17 protein-coding genes are annotated in these 20,716 nt (G+C 33.0%); 1 reads left to right on the plus strand and 16 read right to left on the minus strand.

Annotated features, from left to right (window positions below; genetic code table 11):
* Positions 1-23: 23 nt before the first annotated feature.
* The 5 genes from VDP25_RS06800 to VDP25_RS06820 all read right to left on the minus strand — a co-directional run bounded on the left by VDP25_RS06800 (position 24) and on the right by VDP25_RS06820 (position 4,710).
* Positions 24-1,397 (minus strand): tetratricopeptide repeat protein, encoded by a 1,374-nt coding sequence (locus VDP25_RS06800; protein ID WP_334468114.1) that lies wholly within the window; start codon positions 1,395-1,397, stop codon positions 24-26.
* Positions 1,398-1,546: 149 nt separating this feature from the next.
* Complete coding sequence (locus VDP25_RS06805; RefSeq protein WP_334468395.1) at positions 1,547-2,356, minus strand: DMT family transporter; 810 nt, start codon at positions 2,354-2,356, stop codon at positions 1,547-1,549.
* Positions 2,357-2,468: 112 nt separating this feature from the next.
* Positions 2,469-2,987 carry a LacI family DNA-binding transcriptional regulator gene (locus VDP25_RS06810; protein ID WP_334468117.1) on the minus strand — a complete coding sequence of 173 codons (519 nt, stop codon included), beginning with the start codon at positions 2,985-2,987 and terminating at the stop codon, positions 2,469-2,471.
* Between the two features lie 6 nt (positions 2,988-2,993).
* On the minus strand, positions 2,994-3,659 hold the full coding sequence (locus VDP25_RS06815; protein WP_215928067.1) for a bifunctional 4-hydroxy-2-oxoglutarate aldolase/2-dehydro-3-deoxy-phosphogluconate aldolase: 666 nt from the start codon (positions 3,657-3,659) through the stop codon (positions 2,994-2,996).
* A 4-nt stretch (positions 3,660-3,663) separates the two neighbouring features.
* Positions 3,664-4,710, minus strand: a complete 1,047-nt coding sequence (locus VDP25_RS06820; RefSeq protein ID WP_215928069.1) for a sugar kinase — start codon at positions 4,708-4,710, stop codon at positions 3,664-3,666.
* Positions 4,711-4,845: 135 nt separating this feature from the next.
* Here VDP25_RS06820 and VDP25_RS06825 point away from each other — a divergent pair, with 135 nt between their 5' ends.
* On the plus strand, positions 4,846-5,889 hold the full coding sequence (locus VDP25_RS06825) for a LacI family DNA-binding transcriptional regulator (protein ID WP_334468120.1): 1,044 nt from the start codon (positions 4,846-4,848) through the stop codon (positions 5,887-5,889).
* Here VDP25_RS06825 and VDP25_RS06830 read toward each other — a convergent pair.
* The 11 genes from VDP25_RS06830 to VDP25_RS06880 form a co-directional block, all read right to left on the minus strand.
* Entirely contained in the window at positions 5,869-6,873 is a 1,005-nt protein-coding gene (locus VDP25_RS06830; protein WP_334468122.1) for a sugar kinase, read from the minus strand. The two genes, VDP25_RS06825 and VDP25_RS06830, sit on opposite strands and share 21 nt — an antisense overlap.
* 89 nt (positions 6,874-6,962) lie before the next feature.
* Entirely contained in the window at positions 6,963-7,724 is a 762-nt protein-coding gene (locus VDP25_RS06835; RefSeq protein ID WP_215928075.1) for an SDR family NAD(P)-dependent oxidoreductase, read from the minus strand.
* A gap of 26 nt (positions 7,725-7,750) precedes the next feature.
* Entirely contained in the window at positions 7,751-9,145 is a 1,395-nt protein-coding gene (locus tag VDP25_RS06840; protein WP_334468126.1) for an MFS transporter, read from the minus strand.
* Between the two features lie 9 nt (positions 9,146-9,154).
* Positions 9,155-9,868 (minus strand): FadR/GntR family transcriptional regulator, encoded by a 714-nt coding sequence (locus VDP25_RS06845; protein ID WP_334468128.1) that lies wholly within the window; start codon positions 9,866-9,868, stop codon positions 9,155-9,157.
* Positions 9,869-10,030: 162 nt separating this feature from the next.
* Positions 10,031-10,948, minus strand: coding sequence for a polysaccharide lyase family 7 protein (locus tag VDP25_RS06850; RefSeq protein WP_334468130.1), 918 nt, complete (start codon positions 10,946-10,948; stop codon positions 10,031-10,033).
* A 13-nt stretch (positions 10,949-10,961) separates the two neighbouring features.
* On the minus strand, positions 10,962-11,894 hold the full coding sequence (locus VDP25_RS06855; protein WP_334468132.1) for a PKD domain-containing protein: 933 nt from the start codon (positions 11,892-11,894) through the stop codon (positions 10,962-10,964).
* Between the two features lie 24 nt (positions 11,895-11,918).
* Positions 11,919-13,367 (minus strand): RagB/SusD family nutrient uptake outer membrane protein, encoded by a 1,449-nt coding sequence (locus VDP25_RS06860; RefSeq protein WP_215928083.1) that lies wholly within the window; start codon positions 13,365-13,367, stop codon positions 11,919-11,921.
* A gap of 23 nt (positions 13,368-13,390) precedes the next feature.
* Positions 13,391-16,489, minus strand: a complete 3,099-nt coding sequence (locus VDP25_RS06865) for a SusC/RagA family TonB-linked outer membrane protein (protein WP_334468136.1) — start codon at positions 16,487-16,489, stop codon at positions 13,391-13,393.
* A 295-nt stretch (positions 16,490-16,784) separates the two neighbouring features.
* Entirely contained in the window at positions 16,785-17,156 is a 372-nt protein-coding gene (locus VDP25_RS06870; protein WP_215928087.1) for a cupin domain-containing protein, read from the minus strand.
* 22 nt (positions 17,157-17,178) lie between these two features.
* Positions 17,179-19,464 (minus strand): heparinase II/III domain-containing protein, encoded by a 2,286-nt coding sequence (locus VDP25_RS06875; RefSeq protein WP_334468139.1) that lies wholly within the window; start codon positions 19,462-19,464, stop codon positions 17,179-17,181.
* A 201-nt stretch (positions 19,465-19,665) separates the two neighbouring features.
* The gene (locus tag VDP25_RS06880; RefSeq protein WP_334468141.1) at positions 19,666-20,712 is read right to left on the minus strand and encodes a polysaccharide lyase family 7 protein; all 1,047 of its coding nucleotides are present in this window, start codon (positions 20,710-20,712) and stop codon (positions 19,666-19,668) included.
* Positions 20,713-20,716 lie beyond the last annotated feature (4 nt).

Below are 20,716 nucleotides of genomic sequence, written 5' to 3' on the forward strand. Positions count from 1 at the left end.
AAAAATATATGTGTTTCTCAAAATTAAGGAACTACAATTGATGAATTAATCCAACATCCTATTTCTATGGTTTTACCAGACATATCTCTGAGAAATATGTCTTCTTTTGTTGGCGCTTTTGCTTCATAATTTGCCACATATTGATTCACTAATTTTTGTAATGTAGGATCTACCCTAGAACCTTTCTTTGCTTCTTTAGCAGCTAACCAATATACTGCTCTTTGATAAAAATTATCCTTACCACAATGCTTTGCGCTTTCACCATACATTTCGGCAATCAATACATGCGGATTTCCGTTCGCAGGATTTAACTTTAAAGCTTTATTAAAGTAGCCTCTTGCTTTACTATATTGTTTCTGTTTCTTAAGAATAACACCAATTCTTAGTGCTAATTTTGATTTTTTAAATGTATCTGTTTCTAACTCATAAGCCTCTTCTAAAAATTTAAAAGCTTCTGCTGTTTTATTCTTTTTAATTAAAATGGTTGCAACGTAAACTTTTGTATCGGCTGATGGTGACACCTCATCATATTGTTTTACAAGTTTTTCATAGAGTGCCGCTTCTGTGCATTCCTTATGATACATTCTACTTACAGCGCGTTTTAACCAAACAGCATCATTTTTATTAATTTCAAACGCTTTAGTATAAAGTGGAATTAAATTATCGCAATTGGCTTTTTTACTCAGTATTGCATCAATATTTCTCTGAATAAGTGCATAATTTTTAAGGTAGCTTTCATAGACTTTTTTTCTATTTTTTTCTTTTGAGGACAGTGCTTCTCCGCTTTCCATTTTTAAGACTAATTCATTTAATTTTTCTGAATAATTCTGAATTTCAACTTGAATTTTCTCGCTAACATCGTCATAAGTATTGAACAGTTCTGCATCTGTTTTCTTAGCTGCATCATACAAATCTACCATAACCGAGAAATAAGTATAAAGACTCTTAGGGTGTGTGAAGGTTTTTGAATCTGCTATAAATGCATTGTTAAAGCAATCATATAATTCATCATTGCTTTTCTTGAAGTTGTCTTTATAATCATATTGCAGCTGACAAATTTTAGCATCATACTCTCCTTTAGATGTTCTATTGGCAAAATAGTGTTGGCGCTCTGTCCATAAATTGATTAAGTCTTGAAGAAACTCTAATTTTAAATCGTCTACAGAATTTTCAATTTTATATTTTAAAATCTTTTCACCATCTATATAAATAGCTATATTTAAATTCGGACATTCAGTCCTTACATATAGCCAAGGCTCATAGGCAGCATCGTACTTTTTTGCCTTTACATTTTCATGAAAAATTGAAAGTTTAGTATTACATACTTCCTTTTGGGCATTTATAGTCCCTAGACTACATATAAAAATAATACAAAAGAGGATGGATTTCTTTGTCATAATAAGGTTGTTTATAGTTAGTTACAAGCTATAAAGCCACAAAAAACATACCAAAGACCTGAAAAACAACATTATACGCTCACATACATATAACTTCCACAACACAATACATGCAAACAGATAACAAACAGGCTTTTAGACCAAAAACACTATTTCTTTTTGGTAAAAATATTCAAAGTTAGTCCCGAAATAATAAGTAAAATACCTACCAAACTCCAAATGGTATAAATTTCCTTAAACCAGACCAAGCCAATAATGATTGTAAAAATGACTTCAAGATATTTAAGAGGTGCTATTTGGTTGGTTTCTCCAGCTTGCATTGCTTTTGTCATATATAACTGAGCAAAATACCCAAAAACACCTAGACTTAACAATATAAGCCATTCTTCACCTACTGGATTTACCCAAGCATTAATTGATAAAAGCCCACCAATTACAGCCGAAATAATCATAAAATAATTGACCACCACCACTGGGTGATCTTCATTTCCTATTTTTCTAATGGTGATATAAACTAATCCTACAAAAACCGCAGAAACTAAGGCAAAGACCATCCCTTTAATTTCTAATTCGGTATCAAATCCTTTTAAAACTAACACTCCTAAAAAAGCCATTAAAAAAAAGAACCATTGTATAGGTTTTATTTTTTCCTTTAGAAATAATAATGCAAAAAGAGCGGCAAAAATTGGACCTATATATCGTATTGAAACAGCTGTACCCATTGCAATATACTTTATAGATAAAAAGAATAAAGTCATAGATATGAGCCCGAATATACTTCGCATTATCAATAGCCCTTTTTTATTTCCCAATAAAGAAATCTTATGTTTTAATAAAAATGGTATTGTAAAAAACAGAGAACCAATGGACCTAAAAAAGACAATTTGATAAACTCCAAAATTATTTAATGCCTTTACAAATACATTTAAAAATGTAAATGCTAGTGCACTAATTATCATGTATTTAATGGCTTGTTTCAAAATATTGATTATTGTAATTAATGCAAGGTTATAACTATTTTAATGTTTCTCTGTAAATAAAAAACATTATCTAAAATATCAAAGTAAAACCTTAGTTGCCTTTTAATAAATTTATTAGACTATTATACGAAAGTTGTTTTACCTCTTCAAGCGATTGATTACTGTCAATATTTAGTAATTCTATAGAAAGTGAATTTCCTTCAAATTGTGATTTTTGTTTATTTTCTGATGAAATAATAATGGCTCCTTCAATAGAACCATCGTTAAGATTTTTAATGTAGTTTAACTCCTTCTCATAAGAATTAAACGACTGATAAAACAGAATTCTATACCCAAATCTTTCTGCAGATTTCTGTAAATGGCATAGAGAATGGCTATAACATGCTTTGGTTACTTCAGGTAATATAACTGCAATAGACTCTGTTTTTTTTATTCTAAGAGAAACAGCATAATTATTAGGTACATAATTATGCTGTTTAGCTATTGTATTAATTGTTTTTCGTGTAGCTTCACTAATCTCAAGCTTATTATTTAAAGCTTTAGATACCGTAGATATAGAATATCCAGATAAAGACGAAAGTTCCTTTATAGTTACAGCAGACGATTTCAATACTTTTTATTTTAAATCTTTAATTATTGCTAATGCATTTCTCGTATCCGATTCTATTTTAGCCAAATCATAATTACCATCAGCATTTTTAGCAATAAGTTTAGAGCCCATACCAACACATGTGACACCTGCTTTAAACCAGCCTTCTAAATTTTCTTTAGTTGGAGATACTCCACCTGTTGGCATTATGCTTGTCCAAGGTTGCGGACCACGAATGGCCTTAACAAAATCGGGACCATAAATACCACCTGGAAACAATTTTACAACTTCACAGCCTAGTTCTTCTGCTCTACAGATTTCGGTTAAAGAACCACATCCTGGAGACCAAGCCACTTTACGTCTATTACAAACTATTGCAATGTCTTCTCTTAAAACAGGAGTTACTATAAAGTTTGCTCCTAAAGCCATAAAACGAGATGCTGATGCTGCATCAGTCACAGATCCCACACCCATAATCATTCCAGGTAATTCTTTAAGTACCCATTTATTAAGTTCACCAAAAACTTCGTGAGCAAAATCTCCTCTTGCTGTAAATTCTAATAATCGTGCACCACCATCGTAAGTAGCTTTGATTACTTTTTTACTAATTTCTATATCTGCGTTATAAAACAATGGAACCATTCCGGTTTGTTTCATAACATTTGCGACTTCTATTCTTGAAAAATTTGCCATAATTTTATCTTGCTACACGTCCTGAGGCATCACCACCCATTAATTTTTCTACTTCTGCTACAGTTACTAAATTGGCATCACCTTTAATAGTGTGTTTTAAACATGAAGCTGCAACTGCAAAATCCAATGCATTTTGGTCATCTTCAGGATATTTTAATAATCCGTAGATTAATCCACCCATAAATGAATCACCTCCTCCTACACGATCAACGATATCCGTAATTTGATACTGACGTGTTTCATACATTGTTTTACCATCGTATAACACACCTGCCCAAGTATTATGAGATGCTGAAATTGAACCTCTTAAAGTTGTAATTACTTTTTTAGCTCTTGGGAATTTTTCCATCATTTGTTTACAAACCGATAAGAACGCTTCCGCTTTTACATCGTGTCCATGTTTATGTACATCTAAACCTTCAGGATGAATATTAAAATGCTTTTCAGCATCTTCTTCGTTTCCTAACACAACATCACAATACGACGTTAATTCCGTCATTATTTTTTCTCTGTGTGCTGCATCACAATACGTCCAAAGTTTAGCTCTATAATTTAAATCTGTAGAAATAGTCACTCCCATTTCACTAGCAATTTTAACAGCTTCTAAACAAGCATCTGCTGCGCCTTGAGAAATTGCAGGAGTTATACCTGTCCAATGAAACCAAGCCACATCTTTAAACACTGCTTTCCAATCTACCATTCCTGGCTCTATTTCAGAAATAGCAGAATGTGCTCTATCGTAAACAACTTTAGACCCTCTACTTACTGCTCCAGTTTCTAAGAAATAAATCCCTAAACGGTCTCCTCCATAAATAATTTTATCTACACCAACACCTCTTTTACGCATTTCCATCATAGCACATTCACCAATATCATTTTTTGGTAAACGTGTTACAAAATCTACTGGTACACCATAATTAGCTAAAGACACTGCTACGTTAGATTCACCTCCACCATACACCACATCAAAACTTGATGCTTGTGAAAATCTTAAAAATTGTTGAGGAGCTAATCGTAACATGATTTCTCCAAAAGTAACTACTTTTTTCATCCTATATTTTAATTAAATATTGTTTTGGTTAATCGTTTAAGCAAACTTTTTAAAAATAAATCAAAACGATGTTGTTTTGATTTTTAAAGTTAAAACGATACTTTTGCTTAAACGTTTAAGCAAATATATATAAACTTGGGTGAAAAAAAAAGAATAACTATAAAAGACATTGCAAATGTGTTAAAAATCTCACCTGCAGCGGTTTCTAAAGCTCTACATGATGATTCTAGAATTAGTGCTAAAACTAAAGCTGCTGTAAAACGTGTTGCAAAAGAGCTTAACTACCAACCTAATCACTTGGCTAGTGCTTTAAGAAAAGGAAAAAGTAATCTAGTTGGTGTTATTGTACCAAAAACAAATAGCAATTTCTTTTCTTCGGTTGTAGAAAACATGGAAAGTGTTTTAAATAAAGCCGGTTATAATATTATTATTACGCAGTCTAACGAGTCATTTGAAAAAGAATGCCGAAATATAGACACGCTATTATTTACACAAGTGGATGGCATTATTGCATCTATGGCTAATGAAACTGTAGATTTATCTCATTACGAAAAAATTAAATCTAAGGGAATTCCATTAATTTTATTTGATAGAGGGGAAAACGATTTAAATGTAGATTATATTGGCATAGACGATTACCAAAGCAGCCATATGATAGTAGAGCATTTAATCTCTAAAGGTTGCAAACGTATTGCACATATTGGAGGTTTTAGACGCACTAGAATTTATAATAATAGAATTCGAGGTTATATTGATGCGATACATAAACACCATTTACCTCAAGACGATGTTTTATTAATAGAAAGCAATTTAGATCTTGAAGATGGCAGAATAAAAATGAAAGAATTACTTGCATTAGATCATCCGCCAGATGCCGTTTATGTTGCTAGTGATTACGCAGCCTTAGGAGCGCTTCAAGTTTTAAACGAACAACATATAAAAGTTCCTGAAGAAATATGTTTAGTTGGATTTGGTAATGAACCTTTTACGTCGTTAGTTAGCCCAACTATTACTACTGTTAGCCAACATAGTAAGCAAATAGGTAAAATTGCAGCAGAAACGTTTTTGAAACGAATTAACACCAAAAATTGGAAGCCTAAATTGGACAAAAATATTTTAAAATCTGAATTGATAGTAAGAGACTCTTCTAATAGAGACTTATCTATTAAATCGTCCTGATGTATTACCTTCTAGAACATTCATGACCTCATCTACATTTGAAAAATTAACATCACCTTCATAAGTATGCTTTAAGGCACTTGCTGCTGCAGCAAACTCCATCGCTTTATAATCATCAAAATGCTGCAAGCCATATATTAGTCCACCAGCAAAAGCATCACCTGTACCAATTCTATCTACAATATGTGTAATGTCTAAATCTTTAGTTTCTCTAAATTCATTACCATTCCACATTCTAGATCGTATTTTATGCCAAGAGGCATTAATTGGTGTTCTAATTTTATCAAATGTTTTTTTTATGCTCGGGAATTCTTTTAGTAATTGTTTACTTGCCGCAATAAAATCTTCGTTTGAATAATTGTAATTAGCACCTAAAACTTCATTCATTTCATTAATACCACCTATAAAAATCGTACAATAGTTTAATAAGTCTGATAGTGTTTCTTTTGGATTGGCACCATACGTCCACAAACCACTTCTATATGTAGGATCAACAGAAATTTCGACCCCTTTTTCTCTAGCTAATTTTAATCCTTCTTTTAAAGTAAGATAACCTCCTTCGCAAAGTGCTGGTGTAATTCCTGTCCAGTGAAACCATGTACAACCTTTAAGAGCTTTTTTCCAATTTACCATATTGGGAGTTATCTCAGAAAACGCAGAATGTGAGCGATTATAAGAAATTGAACTCGGCCGCATTACTGCTCCTACTTCGAGAAAATAGACGCCTAAAGGTCTATTAGAACGCACTATTGCTGATGTGCTAACACCATATTTTCTTAAATAAGATTTTGCTGTATCTCCTATAAAATCATTTGATATGGACGAAATATGTCTTACTCTGCCACCAAAATTTGCTATTGAAATAGCCACATTAACTTCTGTTCCACCAAAATAAAACTCTAAACGATTAGACTGCATAAATTTTTTATTCCCTAAAGGGGAAAGGCGCATTAAGACCTCTCCAAATGTTACCGTTTGATTCATAATTCGTTTTGTTTTCTATTAAATTTACAAAAAAAATAGCCTTTCTGTGATTGAAAGGCTACTCTAAGTATTTATAAAAAATTTGCTTGTTATATCCCTAAAGCTTGTCCACCACCAATTTGAATAGTTTCTGCGGTAATAAACGATGCATCTTTACTTGCTAAGAACGAAACAACGCCTGCCACATCTTCTGGCTGACCTAATCTCCCTAACATAATATTATTTGCCCATGAAGCGAAAACTTCAGGTTTAGTTGCCTTAATTTGTGCATGGAAAGGAGTATCAATGGTACCTGGTGATACTGCATTTGCTCTAATTCCATATTCAGCTAAATCTTTTGCTAATGCTCTTGTAATAGCATGAACTCCTGCTTTAGACGTACCGTAGATACCTGCTCCAGGTCCACCAGCAGTCCATCCTGCATTTGATGTATAGTTAATTATAGAAGGGTGTTCTCCTTTTTTCAAGAAAGGAATTGCTGCTCTTGACGCAAAAAACACAGAGTCTAAGTTTAATGCCATTACATTTCTGTAAAACTCAGTTGTCATTTCTTCAAAACGAGATCTACCACCTAAACCACCTGCATTGTTTACAAGTACATCTATTCTACCATATTTCTCACCAATCTTAGTGATATTTGAAGTGACTTGTTCTTCATTTGTAACATCAAAACCAAGATATTCAGCTGTAATTCCAGCATCTGTAAGCTGTTTTACTTTTTCTGCTCCTGCATCGTCATCAATACCATTTAAAACTACAGTATATCCATCTGTACCTAATCTTTTTGCTACTTCAAAACCTATTCCTCCTGTTGCTCCTGTTACTATAGCTACTTTTCCTTTATTACTCATTTTTATTAATTTAATATATAATTATGTTATACTTTTTTTGTCACTGGTTTCACTTTTGGGATAAAAATCCAAACACTTGCAACTGTTAATAATGCTAAAGTTGCTCCTATTATAAAAGCTGGCGTATAGTTTCCACCGCTTGTTAACCATGGCACTAAATAAGTTAATCCCGCAGCTGTAAGTTTAGCAGCCATACCAGAAAAACCTGCTAAAGAACCTACTGTTTTCCCACTAAAAAGATCACTAGGTAACGTCTGAACATTTCCTATTGCTGTTTGAAAACCGAATAAAATAACGGCCATTAATATTACAGCGGTTGTTGCACCCGGATTTTGCATATCTGATATATTCATATCTATAGCTCCTAGACCATTTAAAAAATGAATAACCTCTGTTTCAATACCTAATGGGTTTGACATCGCTAATAATGCTGGTAACATTACAAAACAACCAAGGGTTATTACCATTTTACGTGTTCTGTCAACGTTCCATCCTTTTTTTAGTTTATTTCGCGCTAAAATACCACCATAGTAAGCACCTACCATTGCACCGGCATAAGGCACCCAGCCATATAATGCCATTGACTTAACGTCCATAGCAAAAACTTCATTTAGATAAATTGGAATCCAGAAAACAAACAACCACCATATAGGATCGATTGCCGCTGACGCTAATATGACACCCCAACTTTGTTTATGTCCAAGTAACTCACCTGTATTAGGGTTATACTCCTGATCTTCTACTCCATCACCATCAAAGTCTTCATTTTTTTGTCCTGTTAAAATATATTCACGTTCCTCTTCTGTAATCCAAGGGTGATCTTTAGGTGCTGCTTTTACTAATATCCACCAAGGTATCAACCAAAGTAAGCCTGCTAAACCAATAAGAATAAATATAGCTTTCCAGCTAAAATATATTGATAAGGTTGCAATTAATGGAATGGATATAATTCCGCCAATAGCTGCTCCAGAATTAAAAATTCCTTGTGCAAGTGCACGCTCTTTAGTAGGGAACCATTCTGCGTTTCCTTTAGTTGCACCAGGCCAGTTTCCTGCTTCTGAAACTCCTAATATTGCACGGAATATCCCAAAACTTAAAATACCATTAGCAAAAGCATGTAATGCTGTAGCAATAGACCAAACACCTATTGAGAGTACAAATCCCATTCGTGTACCAACCCAATCGAAAATCTTACCAAATATGGCTTGTCCAAAAGCATAGGAAAAAACGAAAATAATAGAAATTAGTGCATATATGGCTTTTGTTTCATCTGCTGTGTGTCCTGGATACAAGTCACTAGCAATTTCTGGCCAAAGAACACTGAGTGAAGTACGATCAATATAATTAATAATCGTAGCGATAGCAATTAAAGTAACTACCCACCATCTTAAACCTTTTATTTTATTTCCTGCTTTTTTCATTTACTTGAATTACGATGATTTTTTAATGTTATAGCAATATTGGTATAACACATTAAAGTGATCTTTCATTTTTTGTTTTGCTAATTTAGGATCCTGACTCTTAATTGCCTCGTATATAGCGATGTGCTCTTCTATACCTTGATTAGCTAAATTTTTATCACACACATGATATTTTTCGAAATTTGTTATAATTTTTGGTGTTATTAACAACATAAAATTATTCATAGTACTATTTCTACTCGCTTTAGCTATAGCTAAGTGAAATAATAAATCCTCTTGTACGGCATCTTCACCTGCAATAACTTTTTGGTTATAAGCCTCTAAAGCTTCTTTCATTGTTTTAAGATCTTCATCAGTTCTTCTCAATGCTGCTAAGCGAACTGTTTTTAGTTCTAATAAAATCCTAGTCTCAACTAAAGATTTAAAACCTGGTTCTTCTAATCTTAAAATATCATCTATCATTCCATTCATCGCAATGACACCAATATTAGCAACAAAAGTTCCACTTTGAGGTTTAGACTCTAAAAGTCCGTAGAACTCTAGTTTTTGAATAGCATCTCTAACATTACTCCTTGTCACTCCAAATTTTTCTGACAACATCCTTTCTGAGGGCAATTTGTCGCCAGGTTCAAGATTTTTAAGATTTATATGATCTCTTATTTTGGAAATAATTGTTTTTTGTAAATTTTCACCATCTGTTTTTGCTAATATTTCTAATTTCATATCTTACTTTTTAAATTGGTTAGCCAGTTTTAACAGGCTAAATTTATGCAAATAATATGCAAATACAACATCTTAGAGGCTATTTAATAGTCCTTAAAGAATTCCACTTACATGACATTAAAAAGTAGAATTCAATAAGAAACTAACTCAACTATTTTTTTTCTAATGACTAACTTCTAATTCGTAAAATTTTACTTTAGCAAAGGCTCCTTCATCTCTAGATTGAAAGTAATTACCTGCTTTAAAATAATTTTCAAATACTCCCCATTTTTTTATGTGAATACTTTCATAAGATTTATACTCTGTATTGTTTAAAACAATAAGCATTTTACCTTCTGAAACCCGAACCTCTAAAGTAAATTTCTTAAACCCAACTTCTTGTTTAAAATTAAAACCATCATCATCATCCCATGCGTCTTCATGTAATATTTCGGTATCTGAAGCATTTAAGTTTTTTAAGATTTTAGTTTTTACTCGTATTTTTCCTTTATCCCAATATATTTTCAATATCGGAGGTGCATTATTATCATCTTCACCAATTAAATCGCGTTGTTCATTGGTTAACCTTCCATGAATTTGCATTATGATAACGCGATGGTATTTACCATCTGAATCTCTAGTGACTTCTTCCATGGCAAGTTTACCTTTCATAGTTCCGCCTTGCTTAAACGTCCAATTGGTATTATTATCACCAGGTACCATTTGCTCTCTTAATTCTGACCTCGTGTACTTTGTATTTCTGGTCTTAGAATCTGTTGGCATGGCATGAAATACAATTGCTCCTTTTGTAGAATCTATATACATATAAGGTTTTGCAATATCCATTTTGGCAAAATCCAAAATCTCTGGCGGCTCTATTTCGTATGGCTTACCTTTTTCATTTGCCACTGGTAATGTTACTTTCCAATGGCTAAGGTCTATTTTTGGAAGCTTTGCTTTTTTCTTTCTCCCTTTCTTCTTTTTCTTTTCAATTTTTTTATCCGATTCTGTAACGTTACTTTCCGTGTTTTGGGAAGTGACATTAGCAGATACAAATGCTATCAGTAAAAAAACTAATATTTTTTTTCGGAAATTTTTCATATTACTATAATGATTAGTCTACTGGATATACTTTCACATTGTCCACATAAGCATCAACATCTGTAACACCATAAATAAGTATTGCAACTTCACCTGTTGCATTTGAAGTAAAAGGAATTTGAACTGTTGTAAAAACCGTTTTCCCTAAATCTTCATCTCCAACAAACATAGCTAAAGGAGCAGCATCAAAACTAGCAATGGCATCAGCACCATCATTAAAATGACCATCTATAATTCCTCCAATGATTCTATTATCGCCTGGAGCCTGTGTACCATCATTTTTTATAGCATATTCATATTCTAGAATATAATCAACATTAGGTGAAACTACTATTGCTTGATATGCGTATCTGGTATTAGAACTTAGATAAGCACCTGCAGAAGTACTCATTGTCCATTTAGCTCCTTTGGTTTTAGATCCATTATCTGAACCATCATAATTTAACCACGATCCATCAGAACTAGCATTAAAAGGATTTGTTGTACCTCCCGAGAATGTATCAAATTTCCAATCGCTAGTACCATCTGTAAAATCTCCATTTATAATTTCAGGAGTAATAGGTACAAACACATCTAAAAGTTCAACGTCTATAGTTACCGTATCCGATGCTCCATTAGCATCACTAGCTGTTAATGTCACAGGATAAATACCTTCTACTGCTGGGAATGTATAAACTGGATCTTGTTCTGTTGAGGTATCTCCTCCACCAAAATCCCACAAGTATGTTGTAGATTGAAAAGAAAGATCTGTGAACTGAATAATATTAAAATTAACAGGGTCTGGAGTGTATGAAAAGTCTGCTGTTGGTAAAACAGTATCAACTTGAGAACCAGCTTCTGGCAATTCAAATTCGTAAGCGCTTTCACAGCTGTTATAAGTCACAGCTGTTATTAAACACAGGAACAGTACTGTTACTCTGTGGAAAATATTTGTTTTATTTTTCATGTCTTTAACAATTTAGTTTTTTAATTAATATCCAGGGTTTTGGCTTAAAAGACCACCACTTAAATTTATTTCTCTTGATGGAATTGGTAATAATAACTGTCTAACATTATAGTCTGGATAGTCCATTTCAGAAGCATGAGCACTTAAAACAGCATCAGCTACGCCAAACCTAACCAAATCAAAGAAACGTTGATTTTCGAAAGCCAACTCTACACGTCTTTCTGCAAGTAAAGCCGTTTTAGTAAGTACTGAAGGACGATCTGCTTCTGCATCAAAACCTGCTCTTACTCTAACTTCCATATAAGAGTCTATTGCAGCAGCATCTGTTGTTTCAGAACCACCAGCTAAAATAGCTTCTGCATGCATTAATAATACATCTGCATAACGTAAAATAATCCAATCGTTACCGGCTTGTTGAGGACTTCCTCCGTAAGTAGGTGGATTAGCTGTAATATCTGAGCCTTCAGGTAAAAACTTGATGACCTCACTGTATTGAACAAATGTTTTAAAAGAAGCTTCTGTTCTATTACCACCGTATAAAGCAAAATCTGCAATAAGATTATCGTTAACTACATTTAAGCCATCTTCTCTTCCTTGGCTATTTGTCGTTGTAAATTCTGCAGAAAAAGCTTGACTTTCATTGGCATCTCCAGTCATATATTGAATAGCAAAAATAATTTCATCATTTAATTCGTCATAAAACACATCACTAAAATTATTCTCTAAAGCAAAACCACTCCCCATGATATCTAAACATAATTGTGCAGCTTCTCCATAATTAATTCCTTGAGTTAAGTACACTTTAGCTAAAAGGCCTTGTGCTGCGGCTTTTGATGCTCTAGATTTGTAAGTATTATCTAAAACGTCTTTTGCTTCTACTAAATCTAAAACTATTTGCTCATAAACCTGAGCTTTAGCTACTCTAGTAAACAATATTTGATCTTCTTCTGGTCCTACTACAGAAGTTACTAAAGGCACATCACCAAACAGCCTTACTAAATTGAAATAAGCATAAGCTCTTAAAAATTTAGCTTCAGCAGCATATTTAGCTCTGTTAGCTTCGTCTGCAACATTAATATGAGTCAATACATCATTTGCTCTAAAAATAATTTGATACATTGATTGGTAATAATCTTCTGACTGTGCATTTGTAGCATCGATTAAATATCTATGAAAATCTGCTTTAGAACCTTCAAATGTTTTACCTCTAGTGTTATCTGTACGATGTTCCGTTAAAAGGTATTCTACTTGAACACCTCTGTTTGATCTCTCATAACTCGTATCTGTATTTTCATTAACACCTTGTATAGCGTCGTAAATCCCAATAATACCAGTTAATACATCTTGATCTGAACTGTAATATGCTTCTACAACAATTGCAGTATCTGGTAATGGATTTAAAAATTCTTCAGTATCACAGGAAATGAAAACAAATCCTGTTACAGCAAAAATTAAATATTTTATATGTTTCATAATTTGGTGTGTTTTACTTTTAATTAAAAATTAACGTTCAAACCAAGTGACATGGTTTTAAATATTGGCGTACCTCCTCTTTGAGCTCCATAAGCCCTAGGATTATCATCATCTACAAACTCTGGGTTAAAACCTTTATAGTCATCAGAAGTAATATAAAGTATATTCTGAGCAGTAGCATATACTCTTAATTTTTCTATACCTAATTTAGATGTTACAGTCTCTGGTAACGTATAGCCAATATTTATATTTCTCAAAGAAAAATAGCCTGCACTTGAAATGACATCGTCTGTATGAACTCTTTGCTGTAAGAAAGAAGTGTGAGGTATGATACCTGCGTCAACAACTGCTTGTGGACTTGTAGTAGCACCTTGCCAAAATGTCCCAAAGTATTGATCACCTATGTTTTTTACTTCAGCACCTTGACTTCCTTGAATCATAAAAGAAAAATCAAAATCAAATATTCTAAATTCATTAGATACACTCCATACAATCTCTGGATATGGATCTCCTAATATGGTCTTATCTTCATCTGTAATTAAACCATCACCATTTAAATCCTTAACAATAACATCTTCTGATGCACCATTAATAGGAATCCAAGGAGAATCATAATACTCATAAGCTAATTCTTCATCTACAACATAACCATAAAATGAAGATATTGGGTTTCCTACAGAGTTAATCCATTGTGAATTTCTACTAAAAGTATCTTCTAATAATGCCCCATCTGAATCCCCCAAACTTAGTAATTCGTTTTTGTTAGTAGATGCTATGATAGTAGTACCCCAAGAAAAATTCTCTTTAGAGATGTTTTTAGTTCTTAATTCAAACTCCCATCCACTATTTTGTACTTCACCTAAGTTTACAATTCCAGAATTAAATCCTGTTGCATAAGAAACAGGGTTTTCTAATAATAATTTATCACTTGTTCTTTTATAATAATCTACTGATCCAGATATTCTATTATTTAAAAAGGCAAAATCTATTCCTGGATTAAGTTCTTCTGAAGCTTCCCATTGTAATAATGCATTTGCTATATTTAGCGCAGATACACCTGCAGTAACACCACCTTCTGTAATAGCATTATTATTATCTAACAATGCCAAGTAAGGCCATACATCTGTAATATCATTACCTGTATCAAAATTCTCACTTCCGGTAAGACCGTAACTAAATCTAAGTTTTAAGTTACTTAAGAAATCACTATCTCTTAAGAAATTCTCTTTAGATATATTCCAACCAACAGATACTGCTGGGAAATTACCCCATTTTGAATCTACTCCAAAAACAGAACTTCCATCTCGTCTAAACGAAGCCGATAGTAAATATTTATCAGCGTAAGCATAGTTAACTCTTGCAAAATAACCGATCTTTCTTCTTACAAGGCTTATTTCTTCAATTTCAGAATATAAAGTTGCTCCTTCTAAGTTTTTAAGTAAATCATTAGAATATCCACTACCTTCTATTTGACTTTGATCTGTTGTTCTAGATTGTATAGAAAAACCTGCCAAAACATCGAATTCATGATTTCCTATTGCTTTGCTGTAATTTAATGTATTGTCTGAAATAACTCTAGTTCTATCTCTGTTTTGTAAACTATAACCAGCTCTACTTGCACCATCTCCGTGGTGTTTTGTACCATCCCATCTTGTTCTTTTACGAAAATCTAATGTAACACCTAATGATGTTTTTGCCTTAAGACCATCTAAAATTTCATATTGTAAATATGTAGAACCTAATAATTTGGTATTGTACTCATAATGCTCTCTTTCTACATATTGAGCGTATGCATTTGAATCTCCTGTAGTACGTGGTCTAGAACGACTACCATCTCCATTCACATCTAAGTTTCTCAAGTGATCTTCCTCAAAATAATCTCCTACTTTAACATCTGGGAAGTAATAGTTATCATTTGGATCGTCTTGATTCACAAACTGAAGCGACTCTTCTGTATGATATATTGGCAACCAAGGAGATTGTCTTAAAGGGTTGTGAATAGAAGTTGGTAAAGCTCTTCTTTTTGAATACGAAGGAGTGGCATTAATTCCAAATTTAAGATTTTTGGTCAATTTGGTATCCATTTTTAACCTTCCTGTAAATAACTTATAGTTATCTGTTATAACAACACCTTCATCTTCAAGAAAACTAAGAGACGCACTAAATTTAGTATCCTTAGTACCTCCTCTTGCAGAAAAAGAATGACTTGTAATAACACCTCCATCAAAAAATACTTCTTGCCAATCTCTATCAACACCAAGTGTTGACACTAATAATTGTGCATATTGTGTCGTATTAGAAAGTTCTCCAGTTGCAGCCAATTCTTGAGCTGCCCAACCTGAAACACTCTTCTTATAATCGTCACTTTCAAATGCTTCTTTCCATCCTGTGTACGTATCGTAACTAAATTTTGTTTTTCCTTCTTTACCACTCTTTGTAGTAATTAAAATTACACCGTTAGCTCCTTCACTACCATAAATAGCTGCAGATGCTGCATCTTTTAATACTTCAAAAGATTCTACATCATTCATATTTAAAGACCCAAGAAAATCAGAACTCACAACGATTCCATCTACTACTACAGCAGGTCCTGAATCAGCAGCAATAGATCCAAAACCTCTAATCGTGATTGTTGGTGCCGCACCAGCTTCTGCTGAAGTTGCTTGAATATTAACACCAGACACTTGGCCTATTAAAGCATCATCAACTCTAGCTACTGCTATTTGATCTAAATTTTCGTTCTTTACTTTTGATACAGAACCTGTTAAATGACTTTTCTTTTGTGTACCATATCCAACAACAACAACCTCATCTAACGTATTTGTGTCTTCTGCTAATTTTACATTAAGTGTTTTTTGGGCCTCAATAATTACGGTTTGAGTTACATATCCTATGTATGAAAATTGTATAACATCTCCACTTTTAACTTCTAATTGATAATTCCCATCAAAATCGGTCGATGCTCCTTTCGTAGTACCGACAACAATAATATTAGCTCCAGGAATAGGCATATTATCTGCCCCAGATATCACTGTACCCTTGAGGATATAGCTATCCTGAGCAAAAATCATTACACTAAAAAACAGTGCAACAATTGTAATGAGTTTAACTTTTAAATTCATAATTCATTGTTTAAAATTAGATTGTTTATTTATTGGCTTGTTTTATAACTTCAGTTACTTGCTTAACACATTAAAAATGGCAACAAATTCTATGTTATTTACTGGAAAACCAAATTGGTTAACCAGATTGGCAAACCAAATATATACAAAATTTTGTTAAATACAACGTTTTCGTAAAATTTATATGTTAATTAAGCAAATGTTTAGGTTAAAATAGCAAACATTCCATTTAAAAGCTAAAACCCATTACCACTCTATAAAGCCCATAGAACACGTCTGGCCGTTTTTTTTGTAGTTATTTGTCTCCAAAATAAGACACCTCACCACCACTTAAAAAATCTTCTCTTACTGGACTAAAAGTATCAATTAGTTCTCCTTCTTCTAGGCAAACTGCGCTATGTAGTAAGTTAGGCTCAATATATACACCATCTCCTGCTTCTACAATTTGTTTTTCTCCATCAATTTCAAATTCAAATTTACCAGAAACACAGTAGGTTGCTTGCGTATGAAAATGTTGGTGTGGCGCACCTAATGCTCCTTTGTCAAATTTTACTCTTACCATCATAATTTGGTTATCATATCCTAAGAACTTTCTAGATACTCCTCCTCCAAGTTTTTCCCATTCCATGTCTTTTGTAACAATGTACTTTTCGCTAAATCTTTTCATAATTTTTATTGTTTTGTATGTTTTATTTAAAATAATAAGAACCTGACCACTCATAGTTCTTACCGTTAATTTTTAATGTGTGTTTGGCGTCTTTAGCGGCATTATCATTTGATAGTATAAAAACTCTAGAAACGCCTGATTTAAATTCCAATTCTAAAGCCGTATACGCTTTATTAGCTACTACAACTTTTATAGCTTTAAATTGACTATATGCCATGTTGGCTTTTTCGGCTACAGGATCGTAATCGCCATGCGATTCTATAATGGAAGCAAACACCGTTGATTTCGTATTTTTCTTGCTAATGATTATTGCGGGATCTCTTCGTAAATTAAACTTAGGGTCGTTAGCACCAATTCTCGCTAAAATAATGTCATCATTATTTGAAGTTGCAGATGTTATACTGTAAAAGGTTCTATTATTTAGCCATGTAAACTGAATATGATCTGCTTCCGCTTTCCCTTGAGCTTCTTTCCATAAGTGCTGATAGCCATTTTTATCACTTAATTCCGCCAAGTTTTTTTCAGCCTTATAGTCAAAACTTGTTGAAATTATTTGTCCAAAATAATAATACGGAAAGTCATATTGGTTTTCTTTTTCTGAACTTACTTTAAAAAGATCTAGGACATATGGTTTTTTGTGTTCTGCATCTTTAATTAACAACATCGTACGATGAAAATTAGTACCTGGATGAGCATTGGTTTCTTTGGCACTCATAATTTGAACATTCGGATTTGAAGCATCGAATAAATATTTTTCAGAATGATTATTACTTCCTACTGCAAAATCATAATTAAAGTGTGAGGTTTCATTTTGAGTGACAGTATTATGAGCAATAGTATGCTTTGCAAAGGTTTTATTTTCCTTTAAATAGCCACCACCGTTTTTTTGCTCTACGTTCACAAAACGAGACAAACCGTAATCTTGTATAACTTCCTCTCCGTCCTCATATAGTGAAAACGATAATTTATCGTAATGTCCATGACTTAAGCCTTGCCCTGTATATTTCATTACTAATCCTACGGTATTATTATCATCGTTATACCTTAATATTCCTACAGCTCCTTCATCTCCTTTGGCTCCATCTGTTAATTCCATAGATTTTTTAATGAATGGTTTTTCCTTACCATCCCGTAAACCTATAGCAACATCTAAACCAGCCGCATTTAACTGCACTGCATTTTGAGCTTTTGCTACAGAGAGTAATTCTGGTTTTTGATTTCCGTAGTGATAGGCAATATCTACAACTGACACCAACGAAGAGGTGAAGTAAGACATTCCTTTTTGACCATCATTTAAAGGGAAAAATTCACCATTTGCATCCGTTAAATTTAGAAGGGCATCTACAGCTTTTAAAAGCACACCATCTTTATATTCAAAAATCTTTAATTCTGGCTTTTTATTTTGGAGTGCTTCGGCAAATATCATAAATGGATACATAGCATAACGTTGATAATAAGGGCCTTCTGTATAAAACCCATCAGGAGAAAAAGGGCTATCTAAGTTTGATAAAAAACCTGCTTTTCCGTCTTTATCATAAATATAACCACCATCATTATCTAAAGCATTATTGTCTATATCTATGTTTTTAAGTCCATATAATGCCCGATTTACTAATTCGTCATCATCCATAACTAAACCAATCATACCAACTGAAACATTTCCCCAAGTACTATGGTTATGAATACGGTTAAAATATTTTGGAGTTTCTATAGATAAGAAATCTGCATATGGTCTAAAAAAGCTTTTATTTAAATAGTCGCTCTGTTCTTTTGGCAACCAATCGTAAATACAATCGTAGGCTTGACTTGTGTATGTTAACCAATTTGAATCGTTGAGACATTGCCAGAAAAATTTGCCTCTCGCATAAGAACGTTCTTGAGGGTGCCGATTTAAGGTTGGATATAATTTTGCATATTCTAACAACATATCTCTTACATAAATAGCATATTTTTCATCTTCTAAAAGCTGAAATAAAACACCAGCTTTTTGCATATTTTTATAGTTTAAAGTATGCTGAGTATGCGTGTAACCTCCTGCCATATCTTTAGGAATTGGCACATCTATACCTGCTTTTATCGCCAAATCCACGTCTTGTTTTACAGCAGCTAAAGTAGCGTCAAAAACAGGAACATTTCCTAATTGCGATTTTATTTTAGAAACACTATTTTGGGTGAGTATTAAGTTTGGGTGACTTCCGTTTTGGTTAGCAATATTGCTTTCAGAAACAGAACTACGTTCTTCTTTACAAGAGAAATTAGAAAACAAAAAAACGATTGCAAGAAAAGAGAAAATAAGATGATTTTTCATACAAAATTGGTTTACCAAATTGGTTTACCAATATACGAGTTTTTTGAGGTTAACCAAAAAAATGTATTAACAATTAACACAAAACTATATTAAATTGCTCTCTTATTCTTAATTTGATTTTAGAACATGTAATTAGAAAGGCTCAAAAAAACTATAATTACACCAAATAAAAACGACAATCTTAGTGCTTAAAGCCAACGACTATTTATTAGGCGAAGTTCCTTCTCCTACTGTTGCTTCTTTAAACCAAACTTCAGCATAGCATCCATTTTCGTATTGCTTTGCTATATCTCCATTATAAATTTCGGCTCCTGTGCTCCAAACCATATTATCCTCAGGCTTTTTACCGTTGGTTTGATTATATGCTCCTTGTTTAAAATAATTTATTTCTCCAGCATAAGCATTTTCACGCTCTACTCCATCACGACCTATAGAGGCATATAAAGTCCAAATTTGTTGAGGAATAGCTTCTTTTGTTGTAAAATCTGATTTTAATAAATTTTTAGTAAACGTTTTGGTTTCGTGATTTTCACTTGTAAAGGTTAAATACATTATACCTTTATAAACATTTACTTCATAACTAAATTCTTCACCTAAGGCAATTCCATCTATTGGTTCTGCAGGATAGGTCTCTGGACTTGTACCAACAACCGACATATCATAACCCCAAACTGCTGTAGAGTAATCCCATCTTTTAGAATTATCACCTGCCGTATTGATTTCATAATTCCAAAAAACAGAACCTTTTGTGTGTCCTGGAAATTTTTTATAATAGATTTTTAAAGGTTCATTTTCATGACCTTCATCACTATGTATTTGACCAACAACTACAGAATATGATGCTGCAACTCTAGCGTCTCCTGAAACTGAAACATGTTGCACTTTTAATGTTCCTGTTAATTTACCTCCAGTTTCGGGCACCCAATGTTTTTTTTGCCCTAATTCTGTTCTGGTGTTACTTGAAGTACGAGAAGTAATACCTGAATTAGGTGTTTTATATACTACCCAATCCCTATTGTGTTCGTTTTCTACATAGAAAAAATCCTTTTTATCATAGCCAACTAAATCTTTAACACTAGTACCATCACCTAAAAGAATCTTCCATTGATCCATAAACGGAATAACATCACTTGGGTATTTTTTTACTATTTCAGTTGTTTCTTCAGCTTTTATTTCTGATGATGTTCTTTCGTTTTTACACGATACAATTGTTAAAAGTATAGCGAAGGTGAATAGTGTTTTTTTCATGTAT

It is taken from the genome of Winogradskyella sp. ECml5-4 (assembly GCF_036903175.1).
Taxonomy (GTDB): domain Bacteria; phylum Bacteroidota; class Bacteroidia; order Flavobacteriales; family Flavobacteriaceae; genus Winogradskyella; species Winogradskyella damuponensis.